General features: G+C 40.3%; 21 protein-coding genes. All 21 read left to right on the top strand.

Annotated features, from left to right (window positions below; translation table 11 throughout):
• Positions 1-94: 94 nt before the first annotated feature.
• The 21 genes from HMPREF8578_RS06035 (at position 95) to HMPREF8578_RS06125 (ending at position 17,670) form a co-directional block, all read left to right on the top strand.
• Positions 95-598 carry a phosphatase PAP2 family protein gene (locus HMPREF8578_RS06035; RefSeq protein WP_000800929.1) on the top strand — a complete coding sequence of 168 codons (504 nt, stop codon included), beginning with the start codon at positions 95-97 and terminating at the stop codon, positions 596-598.
• A 113-nt stretch (positions 599-711) separates the two neighbouring features.
• Positions 712-1,158, top strand: a complete 447-nt coding sequence (locus HMPREF8578_RS06040; protein WP_000776591.1) for a LytTR family DNA-binding domain-containing protein — start codon at positions 712-714, stop codon at positions 1,156-1,158.
• Between the two features lie 5 nt (positions 1,159-1,163).
• Positions 1,164-1,838: a LiaF transmembrane domain-containing protein gene (locus HMPREF8578_RS06045; protein ID WP_000725737.1), complete on the top strand. Its 675-nt coding sequence runs from the start codon at positions 1,164-1,166 to the stop codon at positions 1,836-1,838.
• Between the two features lie 118 nt (positions 1,839-1,956).
• On the top strand, positions 1,957-2,325 hold the full coding sequence (locus tag HMPREF8578_RS06050) for a hypothetical protein (RefSeq protein ID WP_001282479.1): 369 nt from the start codon (positions 1,957-1,959) through the stop codon (positions 2,323-2,325).
• 311 nt (positions 2,326-2,636) lie between these two features.
• Positions 2,637-3,203 (top strand): helix-turn-helix transcriptional regulator, encoded by a 567-nt coding sequence (locus HMPREF8578_RS06060; RefSeq protein WP_000071215.1) that lies wholly within the window; start codon positions 2,637-2,639, stop codon positions 3,201-3,203.
• A 97-nt stretch (positions 3,204-3,300) separates the two neighbouring features.
• Positions 3,301-3,465: a hypothetical protein gene (locus HMPREF8578_RS12590; RefSeq protein ID WP_000198080.1), complete on the top strand. Its 165-nt coding sequence runs from the start codon at positions 3,301-3,303 to the stop codon at positions 3,463-3,465.
• Between the two features lies 1 nt (position 3,466).
• Positions 3,467-4,498, top strand: a complete 1,032-nt coding sequence (locus tag HMPREF8578_RS06065) for a replication initiator protein A (protein ID WP_000822473.1) — start codon at positions 3,467-3,469, stop codon at positions 4,496-4,498.
• Positions 4,492-4,647, top strand: coding sequence for a hypothetical protein (locus HMPREF8578_RS12595; RefSeq protein WP_000910108.1), 156 nt, complete (start codon positions 4,492-4,494; stop codon positions 4,645-4,647). The genes HMPREF8578_RS06065 and HMPREF8578_RS12595 overlap by 7 nt, the downstream gene beginning before the upstream one ends.
• Before the next feature lie 16 nt (positions 4,648-4,663).
• Positions 4,664-4,930, top strand: a complete 267-nt coding sequence (locus tag HMPREF8578_RS06070; RefSeq protein ID WP_000522443.1) for a hypothetical protein — start codon at positions 4,664-4,666, stop codon at positions 4,928-4,930.
• Between the two features lie 23 nt (positions 4,931-4,953).
• Complete coding sequence (locus HMPREF8578_RS12600) at positions 4,954-5,103, top strand: hypothetical protein (protein WP_000475372.1); 150 nt, start codon at positions 4,954-4,956, stop codon at positions 5,101-5,103.
• 2 nt (positions 5,104-5,105) lie between these two features.
• On the top strand, positions 5,106-5,321 hold the full coding sequence (locus HMPREF8578_RS06075; protein ID WP_001231370.1) for a helix-turn-helix transcriptional regulator: 216 nt from the start codon (positions 5,106-5,108) through the stop codon (positions 5,319-5,321).
• 289 nt (positions 5,322-5,610) lie between these two features.
• Entirely contained in the window at positions 5,611-5,913 is a 303-nt protein-coding gene (locus HMPREF8578_RS06080; RefSeq protein WP_000128978.1) for a hypothetical protein, read from the top strand.
• Positions 5,914-5,928: 15 nt separating this feature from the next.
• Positions 5,929-6,735, top strand: a complete 807-nt coding sequence (locus HMPREF8578_RS06085) for an LPXTG cell wall anchor domain-containing protein (RefSeq protein WP_001036088.1) — start codon at positions 5,929-5,931, stop codon at positions 6,733-6,735.
• 26 nt (positions 6,736-6,761) lie between these two features.
• A complete protein-coding gene (locus HMPREF8578_RS06090) occupies positions 6,762-10,469 on the top strand; it encodes an SspB-related isopeptide-forming adhesin (RefSeq protein WP_000137075.1) in 3,708 nt (1,235 codons plus the stop codon).
• Positions 10,470-10,532: 63 nt separating this feature from the next.
• The gene (locus HMPREF8578_RS06095) at positions 10,533-11,036 is read left to right on the top strand and encodes a hypothetical protein (RefSeq protein WP_001224299.1); all 504 of its coding nucleotides are present in this window, start codon (positions 10,533-10,535) and stop codon (positions 11,034-11,036) included.
• A 73-nt stretch (positions 11,037-11,109) separates the two neighbouring features.
• A complete protein-coding gene (locus HMPREF8578_RS06100; RefSeq protein WP_000340303.1) occupies positions 11,110-11,334 on the top strand; it encodes a hypothetical protein in 225 nt (74 codons plus the stop codon).
• A gap of 27 nt (positions 11,335-11,361) precedes the next feature.
• Entirely contained in the window at positions 11,362-12,108 is a 747-nt protein-coding gene (locus HMPREF8578_RS06105) for a hypothetical protein (protein ID WP_001076658.1), read from the top strand.
• A gap of 8 nt (positions 12,109-12,116) precedes the next feature.
• Positions 12,117-12,350, top strand: coding sequence for a hypothetical protein (locus tag HMPREF8578_RS06110; protein ID WP_000473146.1), 234 nt, complete (start codon positions 12,117-12,119; stop codon positions 12,348-12,350).
• On the top strand, positions 12,347-12,694 hold the full coding sequence (locus HMPREF8578_RS06115; protein ID WP_000197453.1) for a PrgI family mobile element protein: 348 nt from the start codon (positions 12,347-12,349) through the stop codon (positions 12,692-12,694). The genes HMPREF8578_RS06110 and HMPREF8578_RS06115 overlap by 4 nt, the downstream gene beginning before the upstream one ends.
• Complete coding sequence (locus tag HMPREF8578_RS06120) at positions 12,654-15,008, top strand: VirB4-like conjugal transfer ATPase, CD1110 family (protein WP_001048128.1); 2,355 nt, start codon at positions 12,654-12,656, stop codon at positions 15,006-15,008. Before HMPREF8578_RS06115 ends, HMPREF8578_RS06120 begins: the two co-directional genes overlap by 41 nt.
• Positions 15,009-15,033: 25 nt before the next feature.
• Positions 15,034-17,670 (top strand): phage tail tip lysozyme, encoded by a 2,637-nt coding sequence (locus HMPREF8578_RS06125; RefSeq protein ID WP_000047030.1) that lies wholly within the window; start codon positions 15,034-15,036, stop codon positions 17,668-17,670.
• Positions 17,671-17,682 lie beyond the last annotated feature (12 nt).

Raw genomic sequence — 17,682 nt, forward strand, 5'->3', positions numbered from 1 at the left:
CAAAAGAAGGCTTGACGGCCTTCTTTTTCTGCACTATACTAGAAGACAAGTGCCTCGCCTAGAGGCAAAAATAAAGTGTTAGTGAGAAGAATAGATGAAAAATTATCAAGAATGGTATCGAAATATCAGCTCCAAGCTCACCAGCCATCCCAGCCTTCTATTTCTGTTACGCAGTTTTAATCGCTTGATGACGGTCACCCTGCCCCTGGTCTATCTGACCTTGCTAGTCACCACTTACCTACAGCTAGGACTTGGTCAGCAAGTTGGGGTTTATGTGCTTATTCCTGCATCAGGTTTTGTGATTTTGTCTCTTCTTCGTAAGAAAATCAACCACCCGCGACCTTATGAAACTTGGGATATCCGTCCCCTGCTTGAAAAAGATAGTTCGGGACAGTCGATGCCCAGTCGCCATGTTTTTTCGGCAACCATCATCTCCATGGCCTGTCTGCATGCTAGTCTACCTGTTGGCTTAGCATGCTTGCTCTTCTCAGCTTTGCTGGGCTTGGTGAGGGTTTTAGGGGGTGTTCATTATCCCAAGGATGTCTTGGTTGGCTATGCTTGTGGTCTGATGTGGGGATTCCTTTTCTTCCTATTCTGACATGTAAGTTAAGCTAGTCCTACAACCACTTACGGCTTCAAATTGACCACTTGCTTTTTTGCCCTTGTATTCCTAACTTAGCTTTGATATAGTAGAGTCAGAAAGGAGATGTGATGAAGTTACGAATTGAGATTGACGGCAATTTAGAGGAAACTGAAATTGTCATCAAGACACCCACTTTGACAGATGAAATTGCAGATTTGCAACGACTCTTGCAAGAGTCAAAGGCTCCGAGGTTGACTTTTTACAAGGGGACAGGTGAATATTATCTAGACCTGTCAGAAATTCTCTTCTTTGAAACAGAAGGAAGCAAGATCTACGCTCATAACCAGAAGGAAGCCTATGAAGTTCGCCTCAAGCTTTATGAGTTGGAGTCCATCTTGCCTCGCTATTTTAGTCGAGTTTCCAAGTCAACGATCGCAAACATCCGTCAGATTTACTCAGTGGACAAGTCCTTTTCAGGAACGGGGACCATTTCCTTTTATCAGACGCACAAGGAGGTTCATGTCTCACGGCATTACCAATCCCTCCTAAAAGAAAATCTAAGAAACATGAGGTAAAAAACATGAAAAAGAAAGCATTTGGTATTGTTTTATTGGTTTTAGCAGCTTGGATCTTGCTGCAAGGGAATTTTGGAATTCCTTCTTTGGATGGCAAGATATGGCCTTTGATTGGTATCGTCTTTTTTGCTTATAAGTCCATTGAGTCTATCCTTAGACGCCATCTCACTTCGGCAGTTTTTACAGGGTTATTAGCGCTCATCATTGCAAATTACGCTTATGACTTGTTACCAGTTACCAATCATTCTCTCATCTGGGCTAGCATCTTGGTGGTGCTCGGTGTTGGTTATCTGACGCATTCAAGTAAGTTCTGGAATGAAAAAAAATGGTGGTACGATGGGAAAAAAACAGTCGTCACGGATAAGGAAGTCGCTTTTGGTAGCGGAACCTTCTATAAGCAAGATCAAGATCTCGTAGATGACCAAGTGGAAGTCGCTTTTGGGGATGCTAAAATCTACTATGATAATGCAGAGATGCTAGGTGATTTTGCAACTTTAAATATTGAAGTGGCCTTCGGGAATGCAACTGTCTATGTTCCACAACACTGGCGTGTCGATTTGAAAGTAGAAACCTCCTTTGGTGCAGCTAAGGCAGATGCTCCTGTAGCGCCAACAAACAAAACCTTGATTATCCGTGGGGAAGTCGCTTTTGGTAAACTTGGAGTTGTTTACGTTAAATAAAAAAATAGTTGTAAGTGTCTAGAGTTTTGGGAAAGTGAAAAATTAAATATCATATAACTTGAGAGAGTGAGAAAATCGCTCTCTTTTTTCGTTGCAAAAATTAAAGAAAGGAGAAAAAATGTCAGATAATATTGAAATTGTTATGGATATTGATTCGTTAGAAATTTTCGATGTAATAGATCTTGATAAGTATGAAAATATGGTTGATTGTATCCCTGAAGGAAATTCTGATGAAAAAGTATCTGTATACGATGATCTCAATAGAGTTTGGCTTGGAGACGGCTATTACTATAGACCTTCTAGTATTCTCTGGAGAGTTATGAAAGATGATGTTATTCATGAATTACGTCCTAGAATTAAGCTTGGCACTTATCCGTATTCCAGAAGAGCAAGAGACAGGACATGGGGTCAATCTAGTCAATTGACTCAGGAGGAAGCCTTATGGTTGACTCTAGAGTTTAATCCAGAATTGATGGGATATGTGTGAAAGGAAATAAAGAATGTTTAGCAAGAAAGTTTTGGTAGCATGCTATATTTATAGCTTTGATTATTCAAAAGAGTCACTAGAACTTAATGAACTGATGTTTAGGAGTGTTCCAGTAAAAAAACGATGGAGAAAGTATTTTTTACTTAGTCTTGGCGATCGTGAAGATTTCGGTTTATCTGTATCGAAAAATGATTTTGAGAAAGTCTTGAATAAAGGTTGTTATTATGTCGTATTTTTTGAAAATCATTCTAGACAAAACCCGTTTAAAGCCTGGAGGTTATTCAATAAATACTACAGAATGAGGAATCCAGATGTCTAATAGGCTTAAAAAACTTAGGAAAGAAAAAGGACTGACTCAAGCTGACTTGGCAAAAGTTTTGAATACTAACCAGTCTCAATATGGAAAATACGAAAATGGAAAAACAAATCTTAGTATAGAAAATGCTAAAATTCTAGCGGAATATTTTGGCGTGTCTACCCCTTACTTACTAGGACTGGATGATGATTCTGCTACTGATGAAAGCAGAAAGATGACCCCATTCCAATCACTTGTTAGAGATAGGGGGTTATCCCTGAAGGAGATAAGTGAAGCAACTGGAATAGGGTACTCTACTGTTGGAAATTATAATCAGGGAAGCCGAATTCCTAATGCTAGAAATGCTCAACTACTATCAGAATATTTTGGAGTATCTATCCCATATCTTCTCGGTTATGAAGAGAACTTTACGGCTAATAAACCAAACGCAACAATATCGATAGAGTTAGTTAAAGAACTTTCTTTTATCAGTGAAAAAAAGTCAAAACTCCTACAGGAATACATAGAACTTGATAAAAAGGAAAGAGATATTATCAAACAGATAAAGGAAATAGTTCGATAATTTATTGATTGTCCCTTTAAAATAGAATTTCTCATTATACATTATGATATAGCTGTGAATAAATCGCCATTAGCTGGTGATAAGAAAGGATAACCCAATGACAAGACAAGCGAAACAATCACGTGACCTAATATTGAAAGAAATTATGAAGTCACAAAATATGACAAGAACGAGAGCACATTTAATTTTGAAAGAGCTAGAGGAACTTGGTTTATTTCAGTTTTCTGACACTGGTCAGTTTTTGTTGAAAGTAGGTGTTTAGTATGAAGCGAATTTCTGCAAGACAAGTTCAATCAAGTGAAAGATTTTATAGAATACCAAAAATATTTGTTGAATCACCACTTTATAAACCGATGAGTACAGATGCTAAATTCACATACGCTATCTTGAAAGACCGTTTTGAACTATCTCTTAGAAATAACTGGATTGATAAAAATGGAGATGTCTATCTGATTTATACAATTACTGAACTTCAAGAAATTTTAGGCTATGGTAATAAAAAAGTTATTAAACTAAAAAAAGAGCTCCAGGAATATGGCCTCTTAGAAGAGGTTCGACAAGGTTTGAATAAGCCTAATCTACTGTACTTGGGCAATATTGACTATCAAGTTCTCCCTGCTGAAGAAATTCACTTCACCCCATCGGCAACGGCGGAAATGTCAAAACGACACTTCCAAAAAAATCAAGGAAATGTTAGAACGACATGTCAAAAAATTTCGAAACGACACGCTAATGATACTGAGAATAACGAGACTGAATTATCTAACGATACTAATCGATACGAGGGGGAGTCATCTTTATCTGATTTATCAATCTCTGAAGCATTTAAAATGGGGCAACATGGTTTTCTTTCTCCTCAACTAGTTCAGAAACTCAGTTTATTTGGGAAAGATGCGAAAATTCTTGAAAATAAAATCTATCAAGCAAAACGCCAAGTTGAGAAGAATTACAACAACCTCTTAGCTGATCAGGAAATTTATGGAGAGGTTTGGCTGCAAGATCTTGAACGTGAGCTTGATAAATTGATTTTCAAAATTAAAACAGGAGAGGCTGAAGGAAAATCGATCCAGAATGTCCCAGCCTACTTCTACAAAATGATGATTCGCTTCTGGAAAATGGCACTGCTTATCGAAAAAGAAAATGGTTTCCTGGAGCTATCAGGACAAAGTGAGCACGCTAGAAAATTCCCTGATGAGTGTCCTAGTCTGATTGCATACTATTATCCAGATAAACTGTCGGAGACGAAACTCAATAGCTATTTATCAGAATTGTCTAAGGGAGTTGAAACATGTTAAAAGATGAATTTAGACCAATTGATGGTAAAGTGCTAACGATCGGTCGTAGCCCGAAGGAGAAAATCTACATGATTCCTAAAGCTGTTTTTGATTTACCGAAAAAAGAAAGAGATGAGAAACTCAGACAAATTTTCTTATCATGGCAATAGAAAGAGGATTGATTTAATGGGATTGTTTAATAACCAAGAGAGAATGTACAGAGGGCAAGCTATGAAAGCTACACCTTCCCAACCAGTTCAAGAGATTGAAATGATTGTAGAGTATTTTGATAAAACGGTAGACAGTATTTCCGTCACTTCCAACTTAGAGGAACTAGAAAAATTGGTATCAAGTTCATTTGGAACAGGAGCGAGTATGAATTTTCCATCAGCGACTCCGCCGTTTGCTATCAATCCTCGATGGGTGAAGAAGATAACTTATCGGACAAAATAAGGAACAATATCAGGAGGATAGTAATGTTTAAGCTAGGGTTAATGATTATATTCGTCATCGGTTTATTATTGCTCTTTGGTTGTACTATTGGCAAAGTTATAAAGGAAGTGGATAATGCTTCTTTGCTGGATGATGAAATACTATCAAGTCCAAACGATGAAGGAGACAAGTAGATGTGAGGAAACAAACACAAAATCGTATTAAAGAATTACGAAAGCAGTCTAGACTGTCTCAGCAAGCCTTAGCTGATCAGATAGGAGTATTTCGTAACACCATATCGAACTGGGAAACAGGATATAGTCAGATAAGTCTTGAAAATGCTAAGAAAGTAGCAGAATACTTTGGGGTAACTATTGACTACCTGTTAGGATCAGAATCGGACCAAACCTAGTACAGATAAATCTATATTGACCGAAAAGTCATTAAACTATAGACCTTTGAAAACTGAATACAAGGCTTGCCCTGATGCAGCGTGGCTATGGATAAAAAAGAAACGGGGGCGAGTAGCAAACTAGAAAAGGATATCTAGTCCAGCCACTGAACGAAAAAGCATGATAATGATCATAAGCTGAAGGAGTAAGGGTTCCTAGACTATAAACCCAGCGCATGAAATACCGATGTAAAAATACGTTTTTACACAGCACGGCGTTATTTCGCCTTTCAACTTCAAGGAGAAATCTATGACAGATGAAATAACCGTCCGCCTAAAGGACTTAAAAAACTTAGGAAAACAAGGAGGTGCGACAGCTCGCTTAGAGGACGGCACAGACCTTATCCTGAAGCCAGACTATGCAGTCAAACAGGCTAGAGGATACGTAGACGGCCTTTTAAGGGATGTTGAATTTCATTTGCCTTATAAAAAGGTTTATGATCAAATTCGCACTATCAAGAGAGATGCTCAAGTTATAGCTCGAAAAGTTAAGACACCATCAGGAATGGAACTTCGTTTAACTGGAAAAGGTTATAACCCGAAAAATAAATAAAGAAAAGGAAAAATCATGAACAAAAAACAAGTATTAGCTACACTAGCACTTTCAACTATCGCACTTGCACAAGCTGGTTATGTATCAGCAGACGAACTTGCACCAATTGATTCTTCTGCTCCAACAACAGAAGTAGTTACGCCAACAGTACCTAGCGCTTCAACAGAAACAGAGGCTCCAGCAAATCAGTCAACAGAGCCTTCAGTTACTCCAGTTGATCCAACAGCTCCCTCAGACAAGGACAACGCAGGAAGTCTTGACGGAGTGCCAGCTGATAAACCAGCACCTTCAGATAAGGCGCAAGACAAGGATAATGCAGGTAGCCTCGATGGTGTTCCAACACCATCAGATAAACCACAAGACAAAGACAACGCAGGAAGTCTTGACGGAGTGCCAGCTGATAAACCAGCGCCTTCAGATAAGGCGCAAGATAAAGATAACGCAGGTAGCTTAGATGGTGTTCCAGATGAAAAGCCAAAAACTACTGATCAAGCGAATCAGCAAGGAAAGTCACAAATTGGGACAACATCTACATCAACTGGACAGGTTGTCCATGATGTAACTAAAGAGCCCGTTGAAACAAATACAGGTGCGTCTATTGTTAGCACCCAAAACGGAAACGTAGTCCTTTCAGATGGTTCTGTAGTGGCTCCAGAAGAAGTTGGTGGAACAGTTAACGAAGATAAGACTATCTCTGTTACTGATTCAGAAGGCAAACTCAAAACACTTCCAAACACTGGGACTGCAGAAAGCATTCTGGGTGCTATTGGAGCCATGTTGTTGACAGCAGTCAGCTACGTCTACAAGAAGAAAATGTTTTAAGGTGAAATGGAAAGGGAAACAATTAAATGACAGAAAAAACACAAGGACACGGATATTTCCGTAAGAAAAAATGGGCTAAAGGCCTAGTATCAGGAATTGCAGTTGCAGGTATTGTAGCCTTCTCTGCAGGTTCTGTATTGGCGGATGAAGCAGTACAGCCTGAAAGCAAAAACGACAACAACACATACGCTAAACAAGCTGGTAAGGCAACAGGAAGCCAGCCTGTAGCGATTGATAATAGTGCAGTCACAAAGGCTGCTGCAACTGCTAAACAAGCTGGAGTAGTTGTGTCTGAGACATCAAGCGTTGATAAGGGTACAGATACTACTTCATCAAATCTTGATCAGTCTAAGGGTGAAATTAAACAAGACCAGGATAAGCAAATCAAGGCACTTGAAGAAACGACTGCAAAACAAGTCGAAAACAATACAGCCTTCAAGGAAGCGCAGGAAGCCATTCAAGCTAATAATAGCTTTGTGGCCACTGAAAAAGGCAAGCACGAACAATCAACAACTGTCACAGTGACGAATGACGGTTCGACTGCCACAGATGGAACTGCTGACAAAAACAAGCAAGCTACTAAAACAGCTAAGAAAGTCTTAGAAGAAAACCAGCAAGCTGTCTCAACCTACCTGGGTGAAAAAGCTAAGTATGATGCTACTGTTGAACAAGCCACTGCTCTAAACAAAGCGGTAGAAAGCGCATCTGAACAGCTGAAGAAAGAAAAGGTTGACGTTAAAGTCGTTACACGTACGGTCTCTTCAGTCGCAGAAGTAGAAGCATTGAAGAAACAAAATGACCAGGCTATTGCGACTGCAAAAGGCAAAGTGGAGCTTAACAAAGCCCTGATGGCTGCCTACACAGAGAAGAAGAATGCTAGTGAACAAGTCAATCAAGATGCTGACCGTAAGTTCGCTGAATTGAAAAAATCAGGTGTACTTCTCAGTTCTAAAACCCAAGAAGTTTCCTCAGTAGATGAGGCTAACCAAATTGCCAAACAAAACCAGGCAGCTTATAATCAAGCTAAGCAGGCACAAGCTGAATGGCAGAAGAAGTACAACGATCTTCAGTCTAAAACAAGCACTGAAGGATACACAAAAGAAGTTGTACTACAAGCTCTAAGTCTTTCGACCGCTAATCCTGAAGCAACTGTGAAGTCTTCAGCTTCAGGAGCAGAAGAACTGACTACGGATTATATCGCTTCATCAAGTGGCAGATCTGGGTACTCTCGCGTTCTAGACTCAACCAAAGTCTTGAAATACAAAGATGTGGGCAATGGTTGGACAACAGAAATTGATTATACTGGGTTAAACGGCTTAACAGTCACAACCGAGGATGGGAAACAACACAATATTTCTCGTATCCATCGAAAATTTCAAATTGTAAACCAAGGTAAAACGGGCCTAAACGATGTCTATGTCTTGAATGACCCAACAGAAGGCTTTGTAGTAGCTCGAAATGATGGAACAGGTGGAGCTGCGGACTACATGAACTTCCTGGTTACAGATACCTACTACTACAATGAGGACGGCCAAGAAGTAGCTTTCAAGGCATCTGAAAAGACACCTGCAGCATTGACCTACTCGTCTCTAAACCACAACCCTATCGGGTGGGAAGGCGCAAAAGCCATCAATGGGACACATGTTGAAATCAATGGATCAACTGTTACTCAAAACAAGGATTATGGCTATGTTTATGCAGAAGACTATAACCGTGAGGAAGAGGTAGGTCATCTTTGGGATACTTCCTCTTCAGCATATCAGTACAAGGGTGCTGCTCTTGGAGTCTTTAAGGAAGGGACAACCTTCACAACCGAATTTATTCAATGGGATGGACCAGAAAGTCCAAATGGCCAAACCTATTGGTTTGCTTTGAATACGAAGGTTGTAGCGCCAGTTGTTGAAGTTCCAGCTACTGCAACTATTACTAAAACAACCGTGAAGCCAGTTAAGACTGAACCTGTATCAGCTGAATTGGTCGAAGCGAAGAATCCAGCCAAACCAACTTTGGCGCTTAAAACTCTTTCTGAAACCAAAAATCAGAAATTGTCAGCAAGCTACCACGGCTATAAATTGAAGTATAAGCCAGTTGTAACTAAATCTGTAGCAGATACAGACAAAACCAACACAGATGGCAAAACAGTTGCTAAAAACGCTACGCAGCTCTACACATTGAATCATGACAACATCTATGCGAACCTTAAAAAAGGGGACAAGATTACCATCATCGATCCACTCGAAGCTGGAGCGGTTCCTGCTGTGGCTGTCACAAAGGTAGCTGCAGAGAAAGCAGGATGGGGCGTTGCCTATGATGCAGTAAAGAATACGTATACCTTTACTGCAACCTACGAAGGGAAGCGCCTAGAAGCTCCTGTGATTAGCTGGAAGCCAATCTATGACAAAGGTTTCTATGATAACACTTATAAAGTGCTAGTGAATAACTATGAGGTTTTCTCAAACACTGTTACGAACTACACACCGAAGCCACCAAAACCAGTCAAAGCGGTCCTGGATCGCTCTGGTAAGAATATAAACGGGGCGACAACATTTGATCGCCCCGTGACTTTCCGCTTGATGACAGATTACAGCCCTTACACAAAAACCCTTGCTTCAGCGCAAGCACTTGGTAAGAAGTTCGCAATCCTGGACGATGTTCAAGACAAAGCCTTCACAGTTGACCACAGCAAGATCAAGATGACTGCCGCAGGTAAGGACGTGAAAAATCTCTTTGATATGTATCACGTACTTTCAGATGCAGGACGTACTGATGCAATTAAGAAGATCCTGAAAGAATTGAACTTGAACCCTAAAGGAGAGTTCTATCTCTGGGTAGCAAAAGATTCCAAGAGTTTCTATCAAAACTACGTGAAACCAAATAAGAATGTTACTGTTGATCTCCCAGCTAAACTCCTGGTTAAAGCAGGGGAGAAAGTCGAGAATGACTTTAAGCAAATCGACTTTGGCAATAGCTATCAATCAAACCTTGTCACTGTCTCGGTTCCTGATGTGAAGCCTGAAAAACACGCCTTGGATCAAAAGGATAATAAAAAAGTCTTGGACGGCCAAGAAGTACAGATTGGCCAATACATCCGCTATCTACTTGATGGCGTAACCGTGCCTACTAAACACGACAGCCTCTTCCAATATGATGGCAGTGACCAGTTGGATGTGGTTCATGATCGATTCACAGGCAAGTGGGAAGGTATTATCAAGGGGACAGAGTACACAGCTGCTAAAGACTTGGTTCTTCCTTATGACGTTATCCTGAAGGATGGTAAAGTTATCAAAGCTGGTGACAAGATTGTCAAAGGTACACCTTATGCCTTCTTGTTTAAAGTGAACCAGGATACGGATCCTAACTTCCTCAATAAAATCGTGACCGTCAAATGGGACGAGAAAGCAGGCAAATGGTCTTACGTTATCAATCAAGACTTCCTAAACTCTCTAGGAGTTAAAGGAACCTTTGATGCAGACTTCTATCTAGAAGTCGAACGCATCGCAGCTGGGAAGGTTGAAAATACCTTTATCAATACAGTCAATTTACAGGAGATGACGGCGAAAGTGACAACCACAACGCCAGAACCTCCAAAACCAGAGCCTAAAGAACCAGGCAAGCCACAACCGCAGCCATCACTTCCAAATACAGGAACAGCAGCAAGCATGCTTCCAACTTGGGGTATGATTTTGGGATTGATGAGTCTTGCAGGAGCTGGGCTTCGTAAGCATAAAAAATAGAACATCTAGAAATTCCCCCTCATCTATGGTATAATGAAGCCATAAAAAAGAGGGGGAAGAGAGATGAGAAAGGACACGAAAATGGATGCACATGTGACTAGAAGTGGATATAGATACTACACTCCAACTCAAAAAAAATCAGAAGTCACTAAGGCTGAAGAGAAGAAGTGGAAAAAAGGCCTACGTTGGCTAGGAAAAGCCATCTGGTCAGGAATAAAGAACCTACCGAGTGTGATTGCGAGAGCTGCCGTTTTGATGGTTGCGACTCCACTCATGTTTCTCCTCTTTATCTTTAATCTGATTAAGAGCTTGATTGCGACAGCAATTGGATGGGTAGTATTTAAGATTGTAGTTGTCCTAGGCTATGCTGCTTTTTGGGAAATATATTTTTGGATAACAAAATCAGGTCCCTCTGCAGATGTAGAGAAGCAGTTAGATTGGCTTATGACTAACTTTTTCTTTCCTCAAAAGGTCCCCATCTACTATTGGTGGGAAACGACTATTATCGTTGTCTTAGCTGTGATTACAGCCCTCTCTCTAACCTTTCGTCCAACGGATGAAACATAGTATTGAATAAACAATGTAGGTGCTAAGGAATTTTCTTAGTACCTTTTTATAAAAAGAAAGTGAGAAAAAAATAATGGATGCAGTTGTAGATTTTATTAACAAAATTGGAAATATCGGTGGGATTATCGGTATTGGTTGGGCCGCTTGGGGTGCCTGGGACTTAGCAGTAGGAATCAAACGTGAATTGGATGACAAGAAGGATAAAGGAATCCAAAGTTTGATACTAGGTGCACTTCTAGGTGCCGTTCTAAAAGCCCTCTTTACAGCTTTAGCAACAGGTCTTCAATCTCTTGGTTAGGATGAAGAAGAAAGAGGAGGTGGTTTTATGAACCAATCCACACTTGATCAACTAACCATGAGTCTGAAAGACTATAATGCGACAGCCTATGAATTGATGGAAACTGTTTCGGGATCGATGGAGAAGGTAGCAATTTTGCTTCTTCTCCTTTTTATGGGGATCAACCTCATGAATTGGCACCAACAACTTAAAAGCAATGGTGGGGAGCTGTCTTTTCAGCTTTGGATTGAAGAAATCCTCAAATATGCTATTGCCCTCTTTTTTATCCTCTATGTGGATGCGATTTTTGATGCCTTGTCATGGTTGTTCAATGTTATCATTAAGTTAGTAGCCAAGAATGCTACAGATCCTTTCAGTTCTGAGCCGCCAGATTTTAAAGGTTTGGGTATGATTGAGAAAACATTCTTTAAAATTGTTTATGCGGTTGTTGATTTTGTCGGTCAGATATCGACTAAGTTGTTGATCCTGTTACGCTCCTTTACGCTTTACACGTATAAGGGAATCGCTAAAATTATTGTCGCTTGTTACATGGTGGATAGCTTACGTCCGATCTGCCTCGGTTTCTTTAAGCTCTATGCTGCTGCTGTCCTTCAGGGATTGATTTTAGTGGTCGTGACCATGCTTTATCCAGCTATTGTCACGAATGATTTATTGACACTTAGCAATACTGGAGCTTTTATAACTGCACTCGTAGCCATTGCAAAAGGAATCATTTACATCATTATGCTCTTTGGTAGCCAACGCATGGCCAAGAATATCATGCAGGTGAACTAGGAGGAACAATGTTTAAAAAGCACTCACAGAAAAATCAGCAAGTGCTAGGAAACATTTGGAGAGTTATTTTAAAAACAGTAGTCTGGGGGCTACTGTTTTTACTTAGGGCTCTCTTTTTCTATTACTTGTGCCGTAGAGCTCTACAGCCACATTGGCTGGCTATCGTAAGTGGTATTATTTTGGCATGTGGGAGCGAATTTATTTTCTTTAGAAAAGATAACTGGAAGAAAGGAACAGAATGACACGTTTAGGAAGTGAATTTTTAAAGGCTTTAGATAGCTACGAAAGGCCAGTTATAGGATATATGACACTGAGACAGTTAGTGTTACTATTTGGTATCGCATTGACAGTAGTTGTCACTACCATCCTCTATTGGCTGAAGGCACCTGATATAATCCTTTATGGCGTTGATATTTTGTTATTAGCGCCTTTTGTTATTTTCGGGTGTTATTTTGATGAAAAAATTAAAGATAATATCCGTTTCTTGTTAACCAAGCAGGAACGATCTTATCAGACAGATTATGACAGAAAGGAATACACAAGAAATGAATTTATTCGGCCGAAAGAAAACCCCGAAACTCTCTAAAGAGGAATGGGAACGGGCCAAACGTCTGAGACGTACCATGACGGCCTCTACACAGAATAGTCTTAATTATCAATGGCTGACACCCGATGGACTTATGAAAATTACAAATGATCAATTTTCAAAGACCTATCGTCTAGGTGATACAAGTTATATTACTGCAACAGATGATGAGCGAATTGATATCATTGAAACAAACGCTGATATTTTTAATTCGCTGGACATAGATAATGATATGCAGCTATTGATCCTGAATCGTCGAGTAGAAAGCAATAGCTTATCTTCTATCCGCTATGATTTGGTTGGAGATGGATATGACGATTATCGTAAAGAATACAATGCAATGATCAATGATCGTTTTTCTCATGAACAAAATACCTTCAAGGTAGAGAAATATCTGACGATTACAACCCAAACAGACCAGGATCATCAAGCTAGAAGAATCCTCGATGATACAGCCAGTGTGATTGAAAGTCAATACAGTGGCTTAGGAATCTCCTTTAAGGAGTTAGAGGGATTAGATCGTCTTCTTATCTTCCGAAAACTCTTGAGGCGAGAAGGTTTTATTGATTTCAACTATGAAGACATCGCTATTTCTGGATTATCAACCAGGGACTTTGTAGCTCCAAACTATCTGAAGTTTGAAAAAGATCATATGAAAATTGATGATTGTTTCGCAAGGGTGATGTATGTTAGACAATATCCTACCTTCTTGAATGACAAACTGATTAAGAATATCCTGGATACAGGAATTGAACTGGCTATCAGTCTGCATGCGAAGCCCTATGATACTGCAGATGCCCTAAAGAAAATCAAGACAGTTAAGTCAAGTGTACGTAGGGAAATGATCAAAAGTCAGAAGGCTGCAGCAAAAGAAGGTTATGGAAGTGACCTGGCTGTTGGTGGGAAGGCTGTGGAGACATCTCGTGAAACAGAGAAATGGACTGAAGAACTCCAGGACAATGACCAAAAAATGTTTTCAGGTGTGATGACGATTTTCTTCATGGCTGACAGTCTGGAGGAGTTGAATATCTACACTGAGCAGGTTCAACGATCTGTCCGTAAGAATACGGTAGAACTGGATAAGTGTTACTTGTACCAGGAAGAATCCTTGAATACGATTCTACCGATTGGGATTCCATTTATCAACGTAAAACGCCGTTTTATGAGAGATATGACTACTAGTAACTTGGCCACACAAGTCCCATTTACCAACGTAGATCTTCGATCTAGCAGTCAACGTGCAATTTATTATGGCCAGAATCAGCTCTCTAAGAACGCTATCACAGTTGACCGTAAGAAAGACTTGAATACAGGTTCAGGTTGTATCTTTGGGACTTCAGGATCAGGAAAGTCTGTTCTCGCTAAAGGAGGAGAGATTATTCCTACAACTCTAAGTTACCCTGAAGATAATATTATTATCGTCGATCCTGAAGATGAGTACACTGGTATTGGCCGAGAATTAGGTGCAGAAATTATCACAATTGCTCCTGGTTCACAACATCACTTTAACTTATTGGATCTTCCTGATAAGGATAAACTGCAGGCAGAAGATAGTGACCCGATTGGCCAAAAATCAAACCTCTTATCAACCCTGTTTGAGAATATATTCTCTGAGGTATCAGACGATGAATTTGCGATGATTGACCGTGTAACGAGAAAGACCTATGAGGAATTTGAAAAACCAACATTTAAGGATTGGCAAGCAGTTTTAGAACGTCAACCTGAAGATGTGGCCAAGGATCTGGCGCTGAAGGCAGAACCTTATACTATCGGTTCAAACGATATCTTTGCTCATCCTACAAATGTCAATATGAATAGTCGCTTTATTATCTTCAATCTCAAGCAGTTGAGTGGTAAATTGAAGCCATTTGCCCTCCTGGTGATTCAGGACTTCATCTGGAACCAGGTAGTCAATAACCAAGGTAAAACCATTACATGGTTGTACTTTGATGAGTTGCAGCTCTACTTCAAAAATAAACTGCAAGCAACCTTCTTTACAGAGCTATACTCACGTATTCGTAAGTACGGGGCTATTCCAACAGGGATTACCCAAAACCCAGAGACTGTTTTATCTACAGAGGAAGGTAGAAAGCTAGTCGCAAACTGTGAGTTTCTAGCCCTCCTGAAGCTGAAGCGGACAGACCTAGATGCCCTGGAGCAGGTTATCCCTCTTACGCCTTCACTGGAGCGATTTGTCTTGCGGCCAAAAGCGAAAGGTACTGGTTTGATCGTGGCTGGGGATACGATTGTACCATTTGAAAATCCTATCCCTAAAGATACCAAGCTGTATCAATTGGTTGCGACAGATAGTTAAAAAATAGAAAGAGAGGTAATTTCTTTTGTCTAAAAGTAATCGCAAACAATTAAAACAGGAACGCAAGCGAAGAATCAAAGAAGGATTAGCCCTCAATGCTGAAAAAAAGCCTAAAGAAGCACGTTTAGACTCAAAAGTTGCATTTAAAGAAGCTAAGAAGAATTATCGCTTAGCGAACAAAGATTATAAACTACATAAAGGACCTCAAGCAACAGCTAGAGGTCTTTTCTTTAAGCAACAACGTGATCGAGCAAAGTTGGAAAAACAAATTGCAACAACGCTCTATAAACGAGCTAAAAAAGCTGATGACAGTTATATCCCTAACCGCCTAAAGAAACGTGCTAAACAAAGTGCTCGAACGAAAGCGAGACACGACGTTGAGAAGACAGTCAGAGATAATGAGATTCTTGGAGACTGGGTTCAGGCGAGGCAAAACATTCGTCAATTTAAGTACCAGGTAAACGCCTCTAAAAGAGCGTTAAATGCTGTAGGAAAATTATCCAAGTATTCAATCAAGCGCAGCTATGGACAGCTCAATAGAAGTTATAATTTCATCAGAGGGCGAGGATATACTCGAACACCAAAAGAGTTCTCCTGGGAAGGAAAGCTCAGCAAAAAGATGAAACAGGCCAGAAAGCGACTTGCAGGTTCAAAGTTTGGGAAGGTGTCAAGAGGGACAGGAAAGGTTTTGAAGGTTGCGACAAAGCCCCTGCGTTCCATCTTATCCAATCCTTTAGCTGTCAAGTCCTATTTCTTAATGTTCCTCATCTTTGCAGTATTTGGGGCATTTATGGCCATGTTTGGAGGCAGTGGTCCTGTCCAACAAAATGAATTTGACCTGAACAAGTCATGGCTTCAAATTAGTAAACGAGATCGAGAGAAGTCAAATGATAAGGTAGACTATTGGACCAACATCGATGACATGATCTTTTTCATGAACTTTCGCTACGGTAGTGAGTGGAAACCAGAAAGTAACTGGAATGAGGGGACTGGTGGTGAATGGGCTGGAATATTAGGTTTCAATCACTATTCAGATGCCTTGAATGATCTTTGGAATCATTTGAATGATGACCCTCACAACTTGAAAAAGATGGCTGACTTATATGGCCCCTCGTCAGATCTCAAGTGGACTAAGTTGAGTGATAGCGAGTTAGAAGAGTATAAAGAGCTAGAGGATTTGACTAAAGAAGTTGGTCGATACCCATCTTATCAAGAACTAGCTAATCCCTTTTACCAGGAAGACGACTCTTCTTATCATGCTCCTCTAGTTATCCTGAAGCGGTTTGGTTATACCTCTAAGAGTGAAATCTATGAGAAAACACAACTAAAAGCTTCAACAGGACAAGCTCTAAGAGCTCCTATTGACGGTCAAGTCAGTGTGACAGATGATACTACTGTATCCATCAAAACAGATAAAGCCATCTTTACTTATGAAGAGGTAGGAAATATCCGTGTTTCTGACGGTGATCAGGTCAAAGCTGGAGACGAGGTTGGGAAGGTAACGGAAAATGGTTACCAGGTCATTCAGTATCAAAAATTGGAGGAAAAAGAGACAAAGGATAAGAAAGAAAAGTGGACATCAGTCAATCCAGGCTTTTACTTTCAATCTGTCACGTACAATCAGACAACCTCAGTCATTACTACACTTGATGGTGATTTAGGACAAAAATCACGAGCGATAAAAGACTACTTGAAGCAAAAGGTACCAGGGCTGACAGATAATGGTTTGGCAGCCATGCTTGGAAACTTTGCAACTGAAAGTAATATCAATCCTAAACGTGCTGAAGGAGATTATCTTAGTCCGCCAGTAGGGGCTGATTCTTCTTCCTGGGATGATGAGTCATGGTTAGCTATAAGTGGGCCCGCTATCTATGATGGTGGGTATCCAAATATTCTTCGTCGAGGTTTAGGATTAGGTCAGTGGACAGATACAGCAGATGGTTCTACTAGGCATACTCTATTATTGAATTATGCAAAATCAAAAGATAAAAAGTGGTACGATTTAGAACTGCAGTTAGATTTTATGTTGGAGGGGGATACTCCTTACTATATCACTGAACTGACCTCAATTCTAACCAGCACAGAAGATGTAGAGACACTTACAGAGCGGTTCCTGGTTAACTGGGAAGGGAACTCTGGAGACAAGGTCCTAGAGCGCCAAAATAACGCTAAGCAGATCCACGCTTTTCTTACTCAACAAGTTCGAGGAGGTGGAGCGTTAGCGTCTTCCTGGAATTTCCCTGAAGAGTATAAGTCAAAAGTGGAACACCCTCCAACACAGGCTTCTATGACTACACAACAAGGAAGCGGTTATGAAGTGGGACAATGTACTTGGTATGCCTATAATCGTTTAGTTGAACTAGGAACGATTACAGACTTATCAGGAGCTTATGGTTACCTTGGCAATGGTCAGGACTGGGTAGCAAATCTGGTCGCAAAAGGATGGCGGTATAGTACAACTCCAACAAAAGGAGCTGTTGTATCAGTAGTAGGTGGATTTGGTGGGACACCAGATGAATACGGCCATGTTGCGATTGTGGAAGCTGTGAATCCAGACGGTTCATTCCTCGTTTCAGAATGTAATATCCAAGGAGTACAGGATAAGGTCCATTTTCGTGTCATCTATCCAGCTTACTACTATACGTTTGCGACACCGAATTAAAAAAGAAAGAAG

Origin of the sequence: Streptococcus oralis ATCC 49296 (assembly GCF_000185265.1) — a bacterium.
Classification (GTDB): domain Bacteria; phylum Bacillota; class Bacilli; order Lactobacillales; family Streptococcaceae; genus Streptococcus; species Streptococcus oralis_BC.

Coding starts and splice junctions, on each gene's coding strand:
- HMPREF8578_RS06035 (WP_000800929.1), top strand. CDS start 95: ATGAAAAATTATCAAGAATGGTATCGAAATATCAGCTCCAAGCTCACC.
- HMPREF8578_RS06040 (WP_000776591.1), top strand. CDS start 712: ATGAAGTTACGAATTGAGATTGACGGCAATTTAGAGGAAACTGAAATT.
- HMPREF8578_RS06045 (WP_000725737.1), top strand. CDS start 1,164: ATGAAAAAGAAAGCATTTGGTATTGTTTTATTGGTTTTAGCAGCTTGG.
- HMPREF8578_RS06050 (WP_001282479.1), top strand. CDS start 1,957: ATGTCAGATAATATTGAAATTGTTATGGATATTGATTCGTTAGAAATT.
- HMPREF8578_RS06060 (WP_000071215.1), top strand. CDS start 2,637: ATGTCTAATAGGCTTAAAAAACTTAGGAAAGAAAAAGGACTGACTCAA.
- HMPREF8578_RS12590 (WP_000198080.1), top strand. CDS start 3,301: ATGACAAGACAAGCGAAACAATCACGTGACCTAATATTGAAAGAAATT.
- HMPREF8578_RS06065 (WP_000822473.1), top strand. CDS start 3,467: ATGAAGCGAATTTCTGCAAGACAAGTTCAATCAAGTGAAAGATTTTAT.
- HMPREF8578_RS12595 (WP_000910108.1), top strand. CDS start 4,492: ATGTTAAAAGATGAATTTAGACCAATTGATGGTAAAGTGCTAACGATC.
- HMPREF8578_RS06070 (WP_000522443.1), top strand. CDS start 4,664: ATGGGATTGTTTAATAACCAAGAGAGAATGTACAGAGGGCAAGCTATG.
- HMPREF8578_RS12600 (WP_000475372.1), top strand. CDS start 4,954: ATGTTTAAGCTAGGGTTAATGATTATATTCGTCATCGGTTTATTATTG.
- HMPREF8578_RS06080 (WP_000128978.1), top strand. CDS start 5,611: ATGACAGATGAAATAACCGTCCGCCTAAAGGACTTAAAAAACTTAGGA.
- HMPREF8578_RS06085 (WP_001036088.1), top strand. CDS start 5,929: ATGAACAAAAAACAAGTATTAGCTACACTAGCACTTTCAACTATCGCA.
- HMPREF8578_RS06090 (WP_000137075.1), top strand. CDS start 6,762: ATGACAGAAAAAACACAAGGACACGGATATTTCCGTAAGAAAAAATGG.
- HMPREF8578_RS06095 (WP_001224299.1), top strand. CDS start 10,533: ATGAGAAAGGACACGAAAATGGATGCACATGTGACTAGAAGTGGATAT.
- HMPREF8578_RS06100 (WP_000340303.1), top strand. CDS start 11,110: ATGGATGCAGTTGTAGATTTTATTAACAAAATTGGAAATATCGGTGGG.
- HMPREF8578_RS06105 (WP_001076658.1), top strand. CDS start 11,362: ATGAACCAATCCACACTTGATCAACTAACCATGAGTCTGAAAGACTAT.
- HMPREF8578_RS06110 (WP_000473146.1), top strand. CDS start 12,117: ATGTTTAAAAAGCACTCACAGAAAAATCAGCAAGTGCTAGGAAACATT.
- HMPREF8578_RS06115 (WP_000197453.1), top strand. CDS start 12,347: ATGACACGTTTAGGAAGTGAATTTTTAAAGGCTTTAGATAGCTACGAA.
- HMPREF8578_RS06120 (WP_001048128.1), top strand. CDS start 12,654: ATGAATTTATTCGGCCGAAAGAAAACCCCGAAACTCTCTAAAGAGGAA.